The organism is Reichenbachiella versicolor (assembly GCF_003171675.1).
Lineage (GTDB): Bacteria > Bacteroidota > Bacteroidia > Cytophagales > Cyclobacteriaceae > Reichenbachiella > Reichenbachiella versicolor.
The window spans coordinates 237,410-254,094 of the sequence record NZ_QFZQ01000007.1 but is presented as its reverse complement, the minus strand read 5'-3'; the positions used below and the strand labels follow the sequence as shown (position 1 = coordinate 254,094).

The window sequence follows — 16,685 nt, the reverse complement described above, 5'->3', positions numbered from 1 at the left end:
GCTTATTTTATCTTTCATTTCAGAAATGAATCATGTCTTGGAATCTCTACATCAAAAACTTCACCGCATACCTTCAGCTAGAGCGGTCGCTATCTATCAACTCCGTAGAAGCCTACGTTCGAGATGTTCAGAAACTGGAGCAGTTTCTACAATTGATGAAGAGAGATAAAACTCCCCTCGAAGTCACGGATGTAGATATTAGAGACCTATTAGAGTACATTCAAGAACTGGAAATGTCTGCATATTCTCAGGCTCGTATAGTATCAGGAATCAAAGCCTTTTATAAATATTTAGAATATGAGGGAACGCTAGATAAAGATCCATCAGTCTTAATCGAAGCACCCAAGCTAGGAAGAAAGCTTCCCGATACGCTTAACTTTCATGAAATCGAACAACTACTAGATGCCATCGATATGTCCAAGCCGGAGGGACAACGAAATAGAGCGATACTAGAAGTGCTATATAGCTCTGGATTGCGTGTCTCTGAGTTAGTCAATTTGCAGCTAAGTAGTGTCATGCAAGACATAGGCTTTCTCCGGGTATTTGGGAAAGGCAACAAAGAACGCTTAGTTCCCATCGGACGAGACGCACTGAAGCACATGAAAATCTATGTAGAAGAAGTTCGTTGTCATTTAGATATCAAGCCAGGACATGAACATATTGTTTTTCTCAATCGTCGTGGAGCGCAGTTGACCAGAGTCATGATATTCACGATCATCAAGCGGCTAGGAGAGGCTATTGGATTGAAGAAGCGAATTAGCCCCCATACATTTAGGCACTCATTTGCCACACACCTGATCGAAGGCGGAGCAGACTTAAGAGCCGTTCAAGACATGCTAGGGCATGAATCGATCACCACCACCGAGATATATACGCACCTAGATAGAGACTATCTCAAGCAAGTCATGCAAGAGTTTCACCCCAGAGCATGATGAATTGTTGTCCCTTTGATATTTTGAGAGGGGATGCCTAAGAGAAAAAATCGAGGTTCGCTAAGCTCGCCACAGCAGTCGGTATGGAATGTTTCATGTTAGTTAATCGTCATCCCAGAAGGTTTTCTCACGATAGTAGAGAAAAGCTATCAGGGATCTGATAGACTCTGCTTGTAGTTGGCCTTGAGATCCTGAATAATCAATTCTTACTGTCGCAGAATAGATTTTCAGGATGACGACTGGATACACTCCAATAATCTTATGCTTAAAAACACTAATCGATTACAAGAGAAACCCTCAGAGACTTAATCATTGAATTTGATTGACAAATGTTTTTTCAGAGTTGAATCTATAGAGTACTTGAGTATCTTAGTTACCTTGACAACTGTCTTTTTATTTATAATCGCATTAACTCCTTTTCTAGCTATGAAAAAACTATTCATTCTATCAAGTTTTATTCTCTTATGTCAAATCTCATTTGCACAAACTAAGAATTTCATAGATCAGCCATTCATAGAGACATCCGCTATGGTCGATACATTAGTCACACCCGACGAAATTTACTTGACGATCTCCATAACAGAGAAGGATACCAAAGGCAAAGTATCTGTAGAAGAGTTGGAATCCAAAATGGTGACCGTACTGAAGAAGATGGGGATTAAGACCAAAGAAAACTTAACTCTAAACGACCTGTCAAGTAACTTCAAAAAGTACTTTTTAAAGAATCAAGACATACTAAAAGTAAAAGTCTATACCCTGAAGGTATTTGATGCCATCACAGCCGGTAAGGTAATACTAGAACTGGAAAAGAATGAAATATCAAATGTCACACTGGAACGAACCGAATACTCAAAAATCAAAGCGTTAAAACTTCAACTAAAGTCGAAAGCAATACTAAAAGCCAAAAGACAGGCAGAATATTTGGCTCACCCACTTGGCCAAAAAGTAGGAACTGCAATCTTGATTTCTGATGACCCGAACAACTCATTTGTGAATCAATATCAAGATAGAAGTCAGCAAATCATGATAAGAGGCTATTCGTCAATGAATAGAAATGAATTTAAACCAGCAGACATAGAGTTCAAGAAAATAAAGGTACAAGCCGCCGTCTCTGTTAAATTCAAACTAGAAGAGTAAGCCAGTCAATCTTTATGACCATTATCTCTCATATTATTAAATTTCAATAAAGTCACTTTCTTTAAAATGAAAAACCTCCCCATCATTTTACTGCTATTTGCTTTTGCATGTAGTCAAGCTCCACTTTCTAAAATGGACCCTCTCAAAAAGGAAATTCAGAATACTCTAAAAGACAAAGACGCCACGGTAGGTGTTTCCATCATAGGTCCATCATCACTAGATACATTATCGATCAATGGAGATTTGCACTTGCCTATGCAGAGCGTCTATAAGTTTCATCTTGCAGCCGCTGTTTTACATCGAGTAGATCAAGGAGAACTGAATTTGAGCGATACTATTGAGATTACCAAAGAGCAATTGGACAACCCGCTATGGAGCGTCATTAGAAAAGATTACCCAAACGGAGGCAAGCTTTCACTAGGACAAGTGATAAAGTATACCGTCGCTGTTAGTGATAATGTAGGCTGTGACTTGCTATTCGAAATGATCGGAGGGCCATCGGTAGCACAGGAATACATGAATAAAATCGGTATTACTGATATAGCCATACTTCACAATGAAGAAACTATGCAAAGCGAGTGGAGTATTCAATATCTGAATTGGACTACAGCAAAATCGGCAACTAAAGTATTAAAAACACTTTATGAGAATAAAGACAATTTGCTCTCAACAGCAAGTCATCAGTTTTTGTGGGACGTAATGAAATCTTCGTGGGTTGGTAAGCTCTCCATGAAGACTTATCTGCCAGAAACTACAGTCATCGCTCACAAGACAGGTCACTCTGGTAAAAACGAAGAAGGCCTTACAGCCGCACAGAATGAGATAGGAATTATTTGGCTTCCAAATGGCGACTATTTCTATATCAGCATCCTAGTCAGTGACTCATCAGAAGAGTCTGAAGTCAATCGGAAATTATTAGCCGATATTACTAAGCTGACTTGGGACTACTTCAATGATAAGTAGGATACTCCTAAGAAGTAATGCCTATAACCTCATAAAGCCATTAACACATCCGCTTGACCACAAATCTGGCATAGCTACGGGGTCTCCAATAACTCGTATAATGTTCTTAAGTCTCTGGCAATAGCAAGACTCTTAATGTCGAAAAAAGTAATCGTAATCCCAGAAGTTTTTCTCATGATAGTAGAGAAAAGCTATCTGGGATCTTACTTACTTGATGCACATTCAGTAGCTATCCGTCTCTCTTCACAGCGAATATTTATTCAACCCCTACGGATATAGATTCAAGGTTTGTTTCGACTAATCTCTACAACTCTTTTGTACAAGTCATCCTAATCAGTCACCTCATTATGAAGGTTTCAAAGACTCAGTTAAACTGATTTTGGCCTGATCAGAGATAGGATAGGAATTACTAAAAACTGAATTAAGTAGAATAAAAATCAATCAGAAATGAAGAAAGAGTTAAGAGTCCATTCAACGGTGATGTTGGTTTCGACAGTCCCGTTATTTACATCTGTCAAAGAGGAAGGTAGCCCCAGTAAATGCTTCTGAATGTAGAAGAGTTAGTCGATTAGGTAAACGGAAACTAAACCGCGGGCACGCCTTAAGTATAGTGTTATACAATGCTTCTGAGGTCTCCTGCTGTGAGTTTCAATCACGTTTATTCTAATGCCACATATGCCTCATAGTAGGTAGTCAAACAATCAAATTTTAATCAAGCATGGTGGAGATAAATACATACATAGCCCATGCTACTTAAACTTCACAAAAAATGAAAAATCTAAAATTACTAATCTTATCAATCATCGTAGCCGCTATAAACTTAGCCTGTACAGAGGATGATTTATGGTTTCAAAATATTGCTCCAGAGATAACAAATCAGTCATTTTCTATCTCAGAGGATTCGGATGAAGATGTAGTCATTGGAACGGTAATAGCCATTGATCCTGATAATGATAAATTGTCTTTTTCTATTCTACAGGATACAGACAGTTTGTTTGAGATCACTGCTACAGGCGAAATAAGTTAGATAGCAGGTAAGTCTCTAGACCATGATGTAATAGCCAGCTATGAGATCATAGTAGAAGTATCAGATGGTAAAAATCAAGCATCAGCTAGGATCACTATACTTGTCACAAAAGTACCAGACAATAAAGCGCCAAAAATAACGGATCAAACATTCACAGTTGCAGAAGATATAGCTGATGATGTAGAAATAGGAGCCATATTAGCTACCGACGACGAAGCATTAACTTTTACCATTGTACAGGATACTAATAACTTATTTGAACTGTCAAGTGATGGTAAGTTGAGCTTAGCTACAGGTAAGATGTTTGATTATGAATCTACAACTAGCCATGAGATCACTGTAGAAGTATCAGACGGAGAACTACAGTCACAAGCTAAGGTTATCATCAATGTCACAGATATCGTAGAGCCGTTTATTACTACTTGGGAGACTACAGTAGACTCACAAACGATTACCATTCCTACCAATTCCAGCTATACCTATAACTACACTGTAGACTGGGGAGACGATAGTGGTAGAGAGAGTTTTACAGGAGATGCTTCACACACTTATGCCACTGCTGGAACTTATACGATCATGATTAGTGGAGAATTCCCAGCTATTTATTTCAATAACAGTGGTTCAAGACTTTTAATAACTGAGGTAAACAGTTGGGGAGATATCGATTGGAAATCAATGCGAAATGCTTTTTACGGCTGTTTCAATGTAGAAGTCTTTGCTACTGATGCACCTGATTTGAGTGAAGTGAATGATATGAGCTTTATGTTCTCTGATGCCAGAGCATTCAATCAACCTTTGAATGGATGGGATGTATCAAACGTTACCAACATGAGAGGAATATTTTTGAAAGCAAGATCATTCAACCAAGATTTAAGCAGTTGGGATGTGTCAAATGTTAGTAATATGGAGGCAATGTTCAATGGAGCGATTGTATTTAATCAAGACCTGAGTGGATGGGATGTTTCTAAATCTACAAGTATGAGTTTTATGTTTAACCAAGCCGCAGCATTCAATCAAAACTTGAGTGCGTGGGATGTATCTAATGTTACCAATATGCTGTTTATGTTCCATATGGCAACCATCTTTGATCAAGATTTGAGTGGATGGAATACTTCCAAAGTATTACAGTGTAGAAATTTTTCAGTTAGTTCTAGCCTATCAGCTTCAGACTTACCAACTCTTGGAAGTTGTTTCTAAACTAGTTGTGAAACTCTTCTAGAAGATCCAATTGGTGACAATTGAATAAAACTGATAGGGTTTTATCTCTATGTTGAAATCGAATATTATAATAGAGGTCGCTTCCATGTAGTCGGAGCGGCCTCTTTTGTTTTCGGCTAACAAAGTGCTTAATTATTCTTATTAAACAGTTAATAGCTGATTCGAAGAAAAAAAGACTAAACAAGCTGTTAGAAAAAACGAAACAGTAAAAAGGTCTTATCTTACATAGTACACAATAACTATAAACAATGAAACTAACTCTATTATCATTACTCATGTTGACCTTGATATATACCACTCAAGGACAAAATCTAAAAACTACATCTGATCCAGCTAAGATCTACCTCATGGAACCTGAGCGATCTCAACTAAAGCCTGGAAGTACTACATCAGAAAAATATTTCCAACTTGGAGAAATGAGCGGTCAAGCGATTTTCATCGTATCTGAGGGTGAAAAGGCCAATCCTATGATCTATAGTAAAATGGAAGCCGAATCTGCTAAAGCAGGTATGGATATCTATTTTAGTAGAATGGGGATGTATATCATAGCTGTAGATGCTAACAACTTTCTAAGCCTATACCCATCTCCTGCCGAACCATTAGGCAAAGTAAAATGGTCAAAGTTTATGTTTAGCAATTTTTTCAGCACGGATAAAGCGAAAGCTCAGGGCAAAACGAAACAGCAGCTTGAACAAGAAGCAATCGCGGTTTCAGAAAAAGTATTATAAAAGTTAGTTGCAACCACTTAAAACATATCATCAGGTCAATGCTATAGATGAAAGCATTAGCTTTAGCGTATCACGAATGGATGATATCTATGATCGGAGAAAAGGTCAACAAGACGAGCCACACCGTCATGACTTTTTCACCGTGATCATAACCAAATCAGCTAAAGGTCAACATGTCATAGATTTCAAGTCCTATGAACTCAAAGGCAATCAAATTTACTTTATCAATCCAGGACAAGTTCACCAGTTAATCGAAGAACAAAGGTCTATTGGCTATGCCATTACATTTTCTAATGAGTTTTTGGCACACAATTACATTTCGATAGACTTTATAGATAACCTCAATGTGTTTCAAGATTTCGGAAGCGCACCTCCACTAGAAGCTGATAACGATGAATTGCAGCAGATATGTTCTTATGCAGAGCAACTAATCAATATATATGGTTCGGATCAGCCTTTCAAGTATGATGCATTGGGAGCATTGCTTAAGCTAATGTTGATAGAAAGTAATAACCTCTGTCAAATTGATAAAACAGATATTTCGGCAGATACAAGTCAGTCATTACTCCTACAATATAAAAACCTTCTCAACGAAAATTTCAAATCTTGGCATACGGTCAACGAATATGCAGATCAACTAAATGTAACGCCCGACTATCTCAACCGTGTCGTAAAGAATCTAACAGGCAAAACAGCCAAAGAGCATATCCAAAGTAGAATCATATTAGCAGCGAAACGAATGATCTATTTCTCCGAACTCACTAATAAGGAACTAGCCTACGACCTAGGATTCACAGAACCAGCCAATTTCACAGCATTCTTCAAAAAGTGCACAGGCATTCCACCATCAGAGTTTAGAAAACGAGCGTCAAAGGCTTTGTTCTAGACTAGAACAATCAATTATTTTTTATCCAAATTATCGACCACGAAGGAAGGGTCCCCTAAGGAATGTGCGTCGCACAATAAATGACTTCTAATTGAAAAGAATGAATTGTTTTAAGAATGCTAGAAGTGTTTTTAAAATATATGCATACCTAAGTACCCATGCATATATGCACACCTCATACCCCTTGCATATATGCACACCCTAGACCCTGTGCATAATTTTAAACTTGACCTTTTTAAATTATGCATACCCAACACCCTATGCATATATGCACACCCAATATGGTATGCATAATTATGTTGAGACAAACTTTGTGATAAGTCTAAGTGCGAAAACACTGAAAATTTAGACTGATCGGCTAGATTCGAGGTGTTAAAACTTATCGTGGTGAGGTACGTAGCCTACCATTACTTTAGCCATATTTTTGAAAAATGCCACGAACTATAATTGAAAATATAGTTATTCAACATTACGAAGAGGCAAGCAACTTTGAATTTTGCCAATATACGAGTATACGTTTTTTTGAAATTGTATATTTTCATTCGGGGACAGGAACAATTAGAGTTAACAAGAAGGTTGTGCCCTATACACCTAAAAGTGTTTTTATATTTATACCCGATGATGTCTATATTGTACAGGCTGAAAGTGTGACTACAGTTACGACTATTAAATTCTTAAAGAACTTCTTCAACAATTCATTATCAAAAATACCTGTTACCTCAGCAAATGATTGGTTTCGTAAGATGGAAGGAATTCTTCATAGCAACAGCTTTCAATTACCTGTTGTAAAGTTTAAAATAGAAACCGAAATTGATGATTTCGCCCCTCTAATAAAAATGCTAATTCAAGAATATCAAAAAAAGCAATCCTACGATATAATAATTATTGAAAATGTATTAACCATAATTTTGCACCTAATCGCCCGTAATATGGAATATGGTCTGAATGAAAAAACAAACATTAGTCGCAATTCTAAAATACAGGATATAATAAATTTCATTCACTCAAATATTTATGAGCCTTACTTATTAACGAGTACTCATTTAGCAGATGTGTTTAATTTATCGGAGAATTATGTGAGTCAGTATTTTAAAAAAAATATGTCCATGAGTTTGAAGAAATACATCCTTAATTATAAACTAAAGATAGTAGAGACGAAACTTAAGTATACTGATTTAAGCTATTCTGAAATTGCATTAGATCTTGGTTTTACAGATGCGAGCCATTTAAACAAAACTTTTTTGACCTACAAAGGCATTTCAATTGGTGATTATAAAGCTCAAATCACAAGAAATCACCCTTAACTATATTTTTTACCTAAAGAGCTTAAATTTTTACTCAATCTCAGGTACATGCTTACGATATGTTTGTGATATCAAATTATTAACAAATAAAAACATATTTAAGAGTTATGTACTATTCAGTATTGGACGTAAATCCATCAACAGACACATGGGTAAATGCTTATGTGGCAGAATCAGGAAAAATAGTTGCTAAGCATGGCGGTAAATACTTAGCTAGAACGGCAAGTCATGAGCAAATTGAAGGCGATGACCAACCAACAGCATTGAGAATTATTTTAGAATGGCCTTCTAAAGAACACGCTTTAAACTTTATGAAAGACCCAGAATATCTTCCCCATTTAAAAGCGCGTACCGAAGGTTCTGTAAGTCATCATTTTCTTATTGAAGCAAAAGACGATTTAGCATAACAGATTGAACTAAAGTATTAAGATCATTAAAAATGAATATACAAGACAGCAACTTACCATTTGAGAATATTGGGTGGATAGTAGAAGCAAAAATTAAAGAAGGAAGAAGAGAAGATTTTAAAGTTATTGTTGAAGAAATAGTCGCAGAGACTAGAAAAGAGGGTGGTACTTTAAACTATCAATATTTTGTGTCTGATGATGGAGATGTATTAGTTTATGAACGCTTTGCAAACATAGAATCAGCTCATATTCACATTACAAACTGGGATAATTTTGCAGAACGTTGGTTAGAAGCTGCCCCAGGAACACGTATGGTACATTTAGGTAATTTGCCTGAGGAATTAACGAGTAGACATGCTGCTTTAGCTCCTAAATTATTAAAACCTTTTGGTGGGTTTGCTAGATAGATTTTAACACCAGATTTAATCAAGTTTTAAAAAAGAAAAGATGAAAAGAGTATCTATATATTTAGCATTAATAGTATCCCTTGTATTTACTTATTCCTGTGATAAAGTAAAATCAGAGAATCAAAAAAAATCTGAAGTAAAGGAAGTAACAGCAAAAAAGCCTGTTGTTTTAGAGTCAAAATTATTTTTGAATTTACCAGAAACATTCAATTCTCCTGCAAGTGGTGATATTGACAGCGAAGGAAATATTTATTTTACCTCACCAAATTTTCATAATGATGCTTTGATTAAATCTGGTGATATGAAAACTCCTGCGACTCCAACTATTGGAAAAGTAGACCAAAACAATCAATTAACTACTTGGTATACTTTTAAACCAGAGGATATGGAAAAAACAAGTGGGAAAATTGCTCCTTTTGGTCTTGCTTTTGGACCAGATGGTAATGCCTACTTAGCAGACATGCAATTATGGTTTAATGGGCAATCTAGGATATTAAGAATTAATGTTGAAGAAGGAAAAGCTACTAGTATAGATGTTGTGGCTGTTGGAATGTCCTTTCCTAACGCTTTAGTTTGGAAAGGGAATGATTTATACATCTCTGATACTGTTTTAGGCGAAACTGAAGATGGTAAACATGTTAGCGGTATTTACAAGGTAAATATTTCTGAACTTAATGCTAAAAACCCAGTAAAAATAAGTACTTCTTTAGGAGATGAGAACCCTCATTTATTTGAGACTTTTATTTCTAACGGAAGTTTAAAATTTGGTGCTAACGGATTAGCAATTGATGGAGAAGGCAATATCTACACAGGTATAATGGAAGAAGGAACCGTATTAAAAACAACCGTAGATACAAACAATAATGTAATAACCACACCTTTTGCAAAAGGAATGGTTGCAACGGATGGTATGAAATGGGATGCTAGAACTAATAAATTGTACATTACAGATTTATTTGCCAATGCGGTATACAGCATTGATATGAATGGAGATTTAGACTTGTTAGTTAAAAATGGGAACACCAATGGGGATGATGGTTTACTTGATGCCCCTAGCGAAGTAGTTATTAGAGGTAACGAGATTATTGTTCTCAATTTTGACGCTACTTTTGACGTTCCGAATATGGTTAATAAAAGTCCCGATGCTCCCTACACACTTTCCGTCATTACATTATAGGTAAAAGGAAAATATTTTACAGTTAAAGCTTCTCAATAGAGAGGCTTTTGTTATAATAAATCACCTGACTTCAGACAAACTAAATATCTAGCCAATACGCCTATTGCTGGTTCGAATGTTGATTACCTTGACGTTTGTAATACTTTTCTTTCCTACTTTTTACTCTGGTTTGTTCACTATTCGACTACATTAAATCGCTTTTATATCCCTTTACCTACGCAGTCTTCTTTGAATGGGCAGCTTCTACAATCAGACTTAGGTGTGGCATAATGTCATTTCTCTGTCCCTTTTCAAACGCCCCACACTATATCAGGTCTATATCCTGAAGAAAATCCTAATAGCAAACCGAACACCGTCTCGGTTGAGTGTTGCCCCATTATTAAACGAGAGCTTTTGGAGATTAAGGTACTAGAATCTTTGACGCTCTAACTTTTACAAATAGATCCTCCCTTCTCCAGGAAGACTTTATTCGTAGTGCAATAGCCCATTGGATAATAGATTTACTTCTACATTTCCTAACCTGATAACCCATGTCGGAAAATCATAATTCATCCACGGATTTTCACAATCACCTTGCAATAGAGGTTACCGTTTATTGTATTGTAATCAAACAAAGACACCTATGCGACGAAAAGATTTTATCAAGAAGAGTTTAATCGCTACAGCAGCAGGAGCTACGGTACCAAGCTTACTCAATGGCAAAGAATCAACTTACAATAGACTCATCGATCAAGTAGGTTTCAATCATTTACCCAACAAAGAGATAAAGAAGATGAACAAGGTAATACACAAAGCCAATACAAGAGGACATGCTAACCACGGATGGTTGGATTCTCATCACTCATTTAGTTTCGCTAACTATCACAATCCAGAGCGGATGAATTTCGGAGTATTGAGAGTACTTAACGACGATAAAGTCGATCCGGGGATGGGATTTGGGAAACACCCACATGATAACATGGAGATCATATCTATTCCATTGGAAGGTGACCTAGAGCACAAAGACAGCATGGGAAATACAACGATCATCAAGGAAGGAGATGTACAGGTAATGAGTGCTGGAACTGGAATATTTCATAGCGAATACAACAAGAGCAAAGACCGGGATGTAAAGTTTCTTCAGATTTGGGTCTTCCCAAATAAGAAAAATGTAGAACCTAGATATGATCAAATCTCCATACGAGAGATAGAGAAACAAAACCAGTTCTATCAAGTATTGTCACCAAATGCCGATGATGATGGTGTATGGGTACATCAAGATGCATGGTTTAGCTTAGGTAAGTTTGAAAATGGAACGGCTGATAAGTACCAAATTAAGAAAAGTGGTAATGGAGTATATGCGTTCGTGTTAGAAGGGGAAGTAGAGATCGCAGGCGAGCAACTATCCAAAAGAGATGGTATGGGAATCTGGGATGCGGAATCCATTGAAGTGAAAGCTTCAGAAGATGCACGGGTACTTCTGATGGACGTACCTATGTCATTATCATAATAAGATCAGAAAAACATTTTCTCGATATAAAACGGCCCGAAGTCAATTGGGTCGTTTTTATTTTCTTCAAAATTATCATGTATTGGATTTAATTTGTTGACTGTTTTTCATAGAGTAGATTCGCTTTTACAATTACTACTTTGTCATGTCTATGGTACCCGTATTGAGTACAATAATATCCCCAGACTATTTGTCTCAATTCTGCGAAATTAAGTACGGATATCAATCTAAATCTTGTACGATACTCAAAACAGGAGTCAACCATCATTATCTACTGACAACAATATCAGGGGAGAAGTTTGTAATTAGAGTATATTTCAAGGACTGGCGAACTGAAGATGAAATAGAAGAGGAGCTGGCGTTATTGGACTACCTGAAGAAGAACAGACTGACGGTGGCATACCCAATAGAAAACTCCGAAGGCCAGTACATTCAAAAAATAGAGGCGCCAGAAGGCGAACGTTATGTGGTTTTGTTTTCCTATGTGGAAGGCGAAACCATCAGAAAACCTACTGCAGATCATTGTTATCACTTAGGTGTAGAAATATCCAAAATGCACAAGGTGACGATAAACAAATCGATTCAGCGACAGAACTATACTGATACCACATTGTCCACATGGGCGTATAAACTCGCAAAGAGCAAGTTCGGAACGTCTTCTTACGAAATGAAATATTTCGGTCGAGCTAAAAACATTATTTCAGAAGAATTTAACAATGCTAAGCGCGATGATCTGAGACAAGGTGTAGTGCATCTAGATCTCTGGTACGAGAATATGAAAATCAAAGATGATAAGCATATAGCATTTTTTGATTTTGACAATTGTGGCAATGGCTGGCAATTTTTGGATATCGCGTATTGTCTTATGCTTATCTACAGGAATGAACCCATCAAAGAGTCTTTTGATAAGAAAAAGGCAAGGTTCTATGAAGGCTATGAATCAATCATAAAGGTAACAGACGAAGAAAAACGTCTTGTCCCGTATGGTGGATTGGCCATTTGGCTTCACTATTCAGGAATTCATGTTCAGCGATTTGATGACTTCTCCAATCACTTTTTGAGTGAGGAATTTTTAAAGTATTGGATTCATACTGTAGATCAATGGATGAAAATCAATGAGATAGAAATTTAGTATCAGCTTACCTCATTTAGTCTTATAGAGGTTTAAGACAACTACAAATCGAAATTTCATTAAGACTCCTCGACGTAGTCACTAAACTCTTCGATCCAGTCATGATAGTGAAAATGAAACTCTTGTTCATCTTCTAACCCACACAATTTTTTATTCGAATCAGGATCTAAGAAGTTGACTTCGACAGGATAGTTAAAGTCTCTTAGCTTTAGCATCATCGAGTAAAAGAACCCTTTAGCATTTTCTTCAAGCAATTCTTTTACTGCAGCTTTTTGGTCATGGTCTAGTGTAGATAATTGGGTCTTCAAGTCATGGTTTACATTATCCTCTCCATCCAACGTTTTGAAAGCATTTTCCAAATTGGAATCCATAGCTCCAACTAGTTTTGCACCAAAAAACCTAGTAATAAACTCTGGGTCATCAGTAGGTAAGCTTCCATTTTCAAGGTACTCAGATGCCTGATCATATATGCTGTCTCGTTTACTCATTACTTATCTAACATGTTATATTAATTATTAACTTATTGAAGTTCCCCAAAGGGTACGGAGTATCTTCGGAATTATACTTTTAGCTGACCCAAGGAAATCACCTTACAATTAACTCGGTCAGTTTTGTAGCTTCACCTGATAGTTCGCCATGAGGAATTACAAAACTAAAGTATGCTTTACAGACAGTATTAACCCAATTGTTTTCTTCTTCGTCGATATGCTTAGCAATTAACTCAAAATCTTCAGTCACATATGCTGCAAGATCAGATGATTCAGTTTTATCATATATCATCTTAAAGAGTCGTTCCCTATCACTATCTATATCAAGATTTTTATCCTCTACATTTTCCCAGGCCTTTGTCCAAGGGTTAGAAAAAACATCAGAGTCTCTTGAATCCAAAATATCATCAATGGTATCTAAGTCTAATGACATCAATGCCTTCTGTACAGATTCTTCGAATTTATTTTTAAACCGATCTAATATCATATTCATTTAATTTTTTGTAGAAGACTACGATCATCCTGCTTAGGTTGTATTGGTGCATAAAGCTAATACAATGCGTAAGAATCATTGATTTCATTTTTATACTGAGGAGCAATTCGAAGTTTTATTCACAGGACCAAAGTCCATTGGATTTATTTTCCCCTATCTATGGGTATGAAAAATTCGTATTAGCGGAAATATACTATTCAGGCTGGCGTAAGGAAGTATCATAGAAATGAGTTGTAATGTGTATTTCAACCAAAATTTAGTTTTGTAGTTTTGGAGAGAAACTACCTTACTGTTTAAGGCGAATGGAATTCAAAGAACAAGTCATAAAATACAAAGACAAAATAGTCTTCATTAGACTCTCGATGCCGTCTTTTGATCGCACGCTTAAGCAGTACGTGGAGGATGAAGCTTGTTTCATGTTCGTGAATAAAGGTGAGGTAGGTGTTCGGTCTCAAGAAGACTATCTCAAACTCAATAAAGATGTAGGAATGCTTGCCAAGTGTCTCAACTACTTTTTTGAGCCATCAGATAATAAGGATGTGTGTAACGAAGGGATAGAGTCCATAGGTATATTTTTATACCCTTCTTTGATCGAGGACCTTTTCGAATTCGAAGTATCAGAATCAAATCACACAGTACCATTTAATCTAAAACAGGTTCAGATAGACCTGCTACTGGAAAATTACAAACAAAGTATTAGCATATTATTGGACAATCCAGAATTGGCAGATGAAGGCATCATCAAAACTAAATTGAAAGAGTTCGTCCAACTCATATCCAAGTCGGTACAAGCACCTTCTCAGCTCGATTTTTTAGCAGCTTTATTTAAACCAACCGAAGTCGAATTCAAATCAATCATTCAGCATAATCTATATGCTAATCTTTCATTGGAGGAATTGGCAACACTTTGTCACCTTAGTCTATCTTCTTTCAAGCGCAAATTCAATGAGGTGTTTGGCGAAAGCCCAAAGAAATATGTAGCCAAGAAAAAAGTAGAGAAGGCAGCGTCCCTTCTCAAGGCTGGTGATCAACGAATATCTGATATTGCCTACCAAGTAGGCTTCGATTCTTTGGCTACATTCAATAGAAATTTCTCCTCTATCTATGGGAAATCACCAAGTGAATATCGGTTGAACTAAAATGAGAAGTCTTTGGGCTAATCTGTTCAATTAAACCCTTTCCACCTCGCGTACTTTGTTCTACAAACAATAAAAGAATAAAGTCATGCAAAAATCTAAAGCCTTAAAAACGTACCTGATCGTTTCAGGAATATTATTGACAGTCATTGGAGGAGCTACTTTGGCCATTCCGGTGGATATGAAAGCAAGTGCAGGTATTGATATAGCTGGTAATATCAGTGTGATCAATGATGTTCGAGGGACAGGAGCACTTATCCTAGGTATAGCTCTTATTACGATTATAGGAGCCTTCAACCAAAAGCTCACTTACACATCTAGTATCATTTCAGCATTACTCTTTGTCTCTATAGGTATCGGTCGATTGACAAGTATTGCGCTCGACGGAATGCCAGTAGATGGATTATTGAAAGCAACAGGACTAGAGTTAGTACTTGGACTAATAGGAGTGATACTTTTCACCAGATCTAAAAAATAAATACAAACCACGGTATAAAACTTAAAGACATGAACAAGACAATATTGATTACAGGTGCAAATGCAGGCATTGGTAAGGAAACCGCCAGATTACTTGCGTTAAAACCAGAAACAGAAAAAATCTACCTAGCCTGTAGAAATATTTCCAAAGCTGAAATAGCTAAGAAGGAATTAGAAGAAAAAACAGGAAGACAAATTTTTGAGATTGTCATCATGGATGTTTCTAACCCTGAATCTGTAAAACAGGCAGTCAATCAGCTCAATGAACCTGTGGATGCATTGATAATGAATGCTGGAGGTACTGGTGGAAAGAAACCAAGACAACTAACCAAAGACGGTGTTACGAATATTACTGCGACTAATCTACTGGGGCATGTGGTATTAGTAGATGAACTATTAGCCGTTAAGAAACTAAAGAAAGTAGCGCTCTTTGCTAGTTCAGAAGCCGCAAGAGGTGTCAAGAAAACTGGAATGCAAAGACCAGACCTTAAAACATCCTCAGCGGAAGAATTTGCAACTGTATTTGATGGATCATTCTTTGGAAAAGATTTTGACCCAATGCAAGTATATGGAGTAGTGAAATATGGTGGGACATTATGGATGTCATCAATGGCTAGAAAAAATCCAGAAATTAGGTTCGTGTCAATGAGTCCGGGAGGTACGAGAGGCACACAAGGCTTTGACGACCTCCCGCTTTTCCAAAAGATCATGTTCAAATATGTAGGTATGCCAATTTTGATGCCATTGATGGGCTTGTCGCATAGTCTGACCAAAGGCGCTCAGAGATTCGTAGACGGAATAGGAAATACTGAATATAAAAGCGGCAATTTCTACGCCAGTAAAGAGAATGTTCTGACGGGGCCATTGGTAGAGCAGAGACAAATATTCTCAGACTTGGGTAATGAACAATACCAAATCAATGCAGACGAAGCGATTCATAAGTTTATCAATTAATAGTAAGTACGACTCAAGATTACTTGGGTCGTGCTTAGTAACTCGGCACCATAAAGCATTATAGAGTATTTGTAGAAGTTCAAAAGCACTCCTTCACTTTGCATTGCAAAAGCCTCTTAAAACATTGCATGTTACACTGAAAGTCATTCATATAGGTCTCAATACACTGCACAAGTACCTTGACTATCTGCACACAATGCTCAAATATCTGCACAGATACCTGAATCGATTGCACACATTGATAGATGCTATACATGCACCACTCTATAGACTGCACACAATGCTTGAATCTATGCACAGATGTCTACCAAGACAGCATACCTATCTCCA

18 protein-coding genes are annotated in these 16,685 nt (G+C 36.8%); 16 read left to right on the top strand and 2 right to left on the bottom strand.

Features of this window, described 5'->3' with window-relative positions; genetic code table 11:
* Positions 1-32: 32 nt before the first annotated feature.
* From xerD to DKG80_RS15490, 13 genes are all read left to right on the top strand, one after another.
* A complete protein-coding gene (xerD, locus tag DKG80_RS15550) occupies positions 33-932 on the top strand; it encodes a site-specific tyrosine recombinase XerD (protein WP_109832285.1) in 900 nt (299 codons plus the stop codon).
* 426 nt (positions 933-1,358) lie between these two features.
* Positions 1,359-2,069 carry an SIMPL domain-containing protein gene (locus DKG80_RS15545; protein ID WP_109832284.1) on the top strand — a complete coding sequence of 237 codons (711 nt, stop codon included), beginning with the start codon at positions 1,359-1,361 and terminating at the stop codon, positions 2,067-2,069.
* Positions 2,070-2,135: 66 nt separating this feature from the next.
* The gene (gene bla, locus DKG80_RS15540) at positions 2,136-3,032 is read left to right on the top strand and encodes a class A beta-lactamase, subclass A2 (RefSeq protein ID WP_109832283.1); all 897 of its coding nucleotides are present in this window, start codon (positions 2,136-2,138) and stop codon (positions 3,030-3,032) included.
* A gap of 769 nt (positions 3,033-3,801) precedes the next feature.
* Positions 3,802-4,059: a cadherin repeat domain-containing protein gene (locus DKG80_RS15535; protein WP_109832282.1), complete on the top strand. Its 258-nt coding sequence runs from the start codon at positions 3,802-3,804 to the stop codon at positions 4,057-4,059.
* Positions 4,060-4,338: 279 nt separating this feature from the next.
* Positions 4,339-5,256: a BspA family leucine-rich repeat surface protein gene (locus DKG80_RS15530; RefSeq protein ID WP_109832281.1), complete on the top strand. Its 918-nt coding sequence runs from the start codon at positions 4,339-4,341 to the stop codon at positions 5,254-5,256.
* A gap of 269 nt (positions 5,257-5,525) precedes the next feature.
* Positions 5,526-6,005 (top strand): hypothetical protein, encoded by a 480-nt coding sequence (locus DKG80_RS15525; protein ID WP_162555918.1) that lies wholly within the window; start codon positions 5,526-5,528, stop codon positions 6,003-6,005.
* Between the two features lie 7 nt (positions 6,006-6,012).
* Positions 6,013-6,891: an AraC family transcriptional regulator gene (locus DKG80_RS15520; RefSeq protein ID WP_162555917.1), complete on the top strand. Its 879-nt coding sequence runs from the start codon at positions 6,013-6,015 to the stop codon at positions 6,889-6,891.
* Positions 6,892-7,322: 431 nt separating this feature from the next.
* Positions 7,323-8,195: a helix-turn-helix domain-containing protein gene (locus tag DKG80_RS15515; RefSeq protein WP_109832278.1), complete on the top strand. Its 873-nt coding sequence runs from the start codon at positions 7,323-7,325 to the stop codon at positions 8,193-8,195.
* Between the two features lie 107 nt (positions 8,196-8,302).
* Positions 8,303-8,602 carry a DUF1330 domain-containing protein gene (locus tag DKG80_RS15510; protein ID WP_109832277.1) on the top strand — a complete coding sequence of 100 codons (300 nt, stop codon included), beginning with the start codon at positions 8,303-8,305 and terminating at the stop codon, positions 8,600-8,602.
* A gap of 32 nt (positions 8,603-8,634) precedes the next feature.
* Complete coding sequence (locus DKG80_RS15505) at positions 8,635-9,009, top strand: putative quinol monooxygenase (protein ID WP_109832276.1); 375 nt, start codon at positions 8,635-8,637, stop codon at positions 9,007-9,009.
* A 40-nt stretch (positions 9,010-9,049) separates the two neighbouring features.
* Positions 9,050-10,186 carry an NHL repeat-containing protein gene (locus tag DKG80_RS15500; RefSeq protein WP_109832275.1) on the top strand — a complete coding sequence of 379 codons (1,137 nt, stop codon included), beginning with the start codon at positions 9,050-9,052 and terminating at the stop codon, positions 10,184-10,186.
* Positions 10,187-10,808: 622 nt separating this feature from the next.
* On the top strand, positions 10,809-11,675 hold the full coding sequence (locus DKG80_RS15495; protein ID WP_185140174.1) for a pirin family protein: 867 nt from the start codon (positions 10,809-10,811) through the stop codon (positions 11,673-11,675).
* Positions 11,676-11,820: 145 nt separating this feature from the next.
* Complete coding sequence (locus tag DKG80_RS15490) at positions 11,821-12,807, top strand: phosphotransferase (RefSeq protein WP_109832274.1); 987 nt, start codon at positions 11,821-11,823, stop codon at positions 12,805-12,807.
* Between the two features lie 59 nt (positions 12,808-12,866).
* Here the strand turns inward: DKG80_RS15490 and DKG80_RS15485 are convergent, their stop codons facing one another.
* Both DKG80_RS15485 and DKG80_RS15480 read right to left on the bottom strand, forming a co-directional pair.
* A complete protein-coding gene (locus tag DKG80_RS15485) occupies positions 12,867-13,295 on the bottom strand; it encodes a hypothetical protein (protein ID WP_109832273.1) in 429 nt (142 codons plus the stop codon).
* Positions 13,296-13,392: 97 nt separating this feature from the next.
* Positions 13,393-13,788, bottom strand: coding sequence for a hypothetical protein (locus DKG80_RS15480; protein WP_109832272.1), 396 nt, complete (start codon positions 13,786-13,788; stop codon positions 13,393-13,395).
* A 302-nt stretch (positions 13,789-14,090) separates the two neighbouring features.
* On the opposite strand from DKG80_RS15480, the gene DKG80_RS15475 reads away from it, so the two are divergent.
* From DKG80_RS15475 to DKG80_RS15465, 3 genes are all read left to right on the top strand, one after another.
* Entirely contained in the window at positions 14,091-14,927 is an 837-nt protein-coding gene (locus DKG80_RS15475; protein WP_221409143.1) for a helix-turn-helix domain-containing protein, read from the top strand.
* 85 nt (positions 14,928-15,012) lie between these two features.
* Entirely contained in the window at positions 15,013-15,402 is a 390-nt protein-coding gene (locus DKG80_RS15470; RefSeq protein WP_109832271.1) for a DUF4345 domain-containing protein, read from the top strand.
* A gap of 29 nt (positions 15,403-15,431) precedes the next feature.
* Positions 15,432-16,355: an SDR family NAD(P)-dependent oxidoreductase gene (locus DKG80_RS15465; RefSeq protein ID WP_109832270.1), complete on the top strand. Its 924-nt coding sequence runs from the start codon at positions 15,432-15,434 to the stop codon at positions 16,353-16,355.
* Positions 16,356-16,685: the final 330 nt, after the last annotated feature.

Bases quoted from the DNA above. Each gene is read 5' to 3' on its own strand.
- DKG80_RS15515 (WP_109832278.1), top strand. From the start codon at position 7,323: ATGCCACGAACTATAATTGAAAATATAGTTATTCAACATTACGAAGAG.
- DKG80_RS15475 (WP_221409143.1), top strand. From the start codon at position 14,091: ATGGAATTCAAAGAACAAGTCATAAAATACAAAGACAAAATAGTCTTC.
- DKG80_RS15495 (WP_185140174.1), top strand. From the start codon at position 10,809: ATGCGACGAAAAGATTTTATCAAGAAGAGTTTAATCGCTACAGCAGCA.
- DKG80_RS15500 (WP_109832275.1), top strand. From the start codon at position 9,050: ATGAAAAGAGTATCTATATATTTAGCATTAATAGTATCCCTTGTATTT.
- DKG80_RS15465 (WP_109832270.1), top strand. From the start codon at position 15,432: ATGAACAAGACAATATTGATTACAGGTGCAAATGCAGGCATTGGTAAG.
- DKG80_RS15485 (WP_109832273.1), bottom strand. From the start codon at position 13,295: ATGAGTAAACGAGACAGCATATATGATCAGGCATCTGAGTACCTTGAA.
- xerD (WP_109832285.1), top strand. From the start codon at position 33: ATGTCTTGGAATCTCTACATCAAAAACTTCACCGCATACCTTCAGCTA.
- bla (WP_109832283.1), top strand. From the start codon at position 2,136: ATGAAAAACCTCCCCATCATTTTACTGCTATTTGCTTTTGCATGTAGT.
- DKG80_RS15480 (WP_109832272.1), bottom strand. From the start codon at position 13,788: ATGAATATGATATTAGATCGGTTTAAAAATAAATTCGAAGAATCTGTA.
- DKG80_RS15525 (WP_162555918.1), top strand. From the start codon at position 5,526: ATGAAACTAACTCTATTATCATTACTCATGTTGACCTTGATATATACC.
- DKG80_RS15545 (WP_109832284.1), top strand. From the start codon at position 1,359: ATGAAAAAACTATTCATTCTATCAAGTTTTATTCTCTTATGTCAAATC.
- DKG80_RS15535 (WP_109832282.1), top strand. From the start codon at position 3,802: ATGAAAAATCTAAAATTACTAATCTTATCAATCATCGTAGCCGCTATA.
- DKG80_RS15510 (WP_109832277.1), top strand. From the start codon at position 8,303: ATGTACTATTCAGTATTGGACGTAAATCCATCAACAGACACATGGGTA.
- DKG80_RS15505 (WP_109832276.1), top strand. From the start codon at position 8,635: ATGAATATACAAGACAGCAACTTACCATTTGAGAATATTGGGTGGATA.
- DKG80_RS15490 (WP_109832274.1), top strand. From the start codon at position 11,821: ATGTCTATGGTACCCGTATTGAGTACAATAATATCCCCAGACTATTTG.
- DKG80_RS15470 (WP_109832271.1), top strand. From the start codon at position 15,013: ATGCAAAAATCTAAAGCCTTAAAAACGTACCTGATCGTTTCAGGAATA.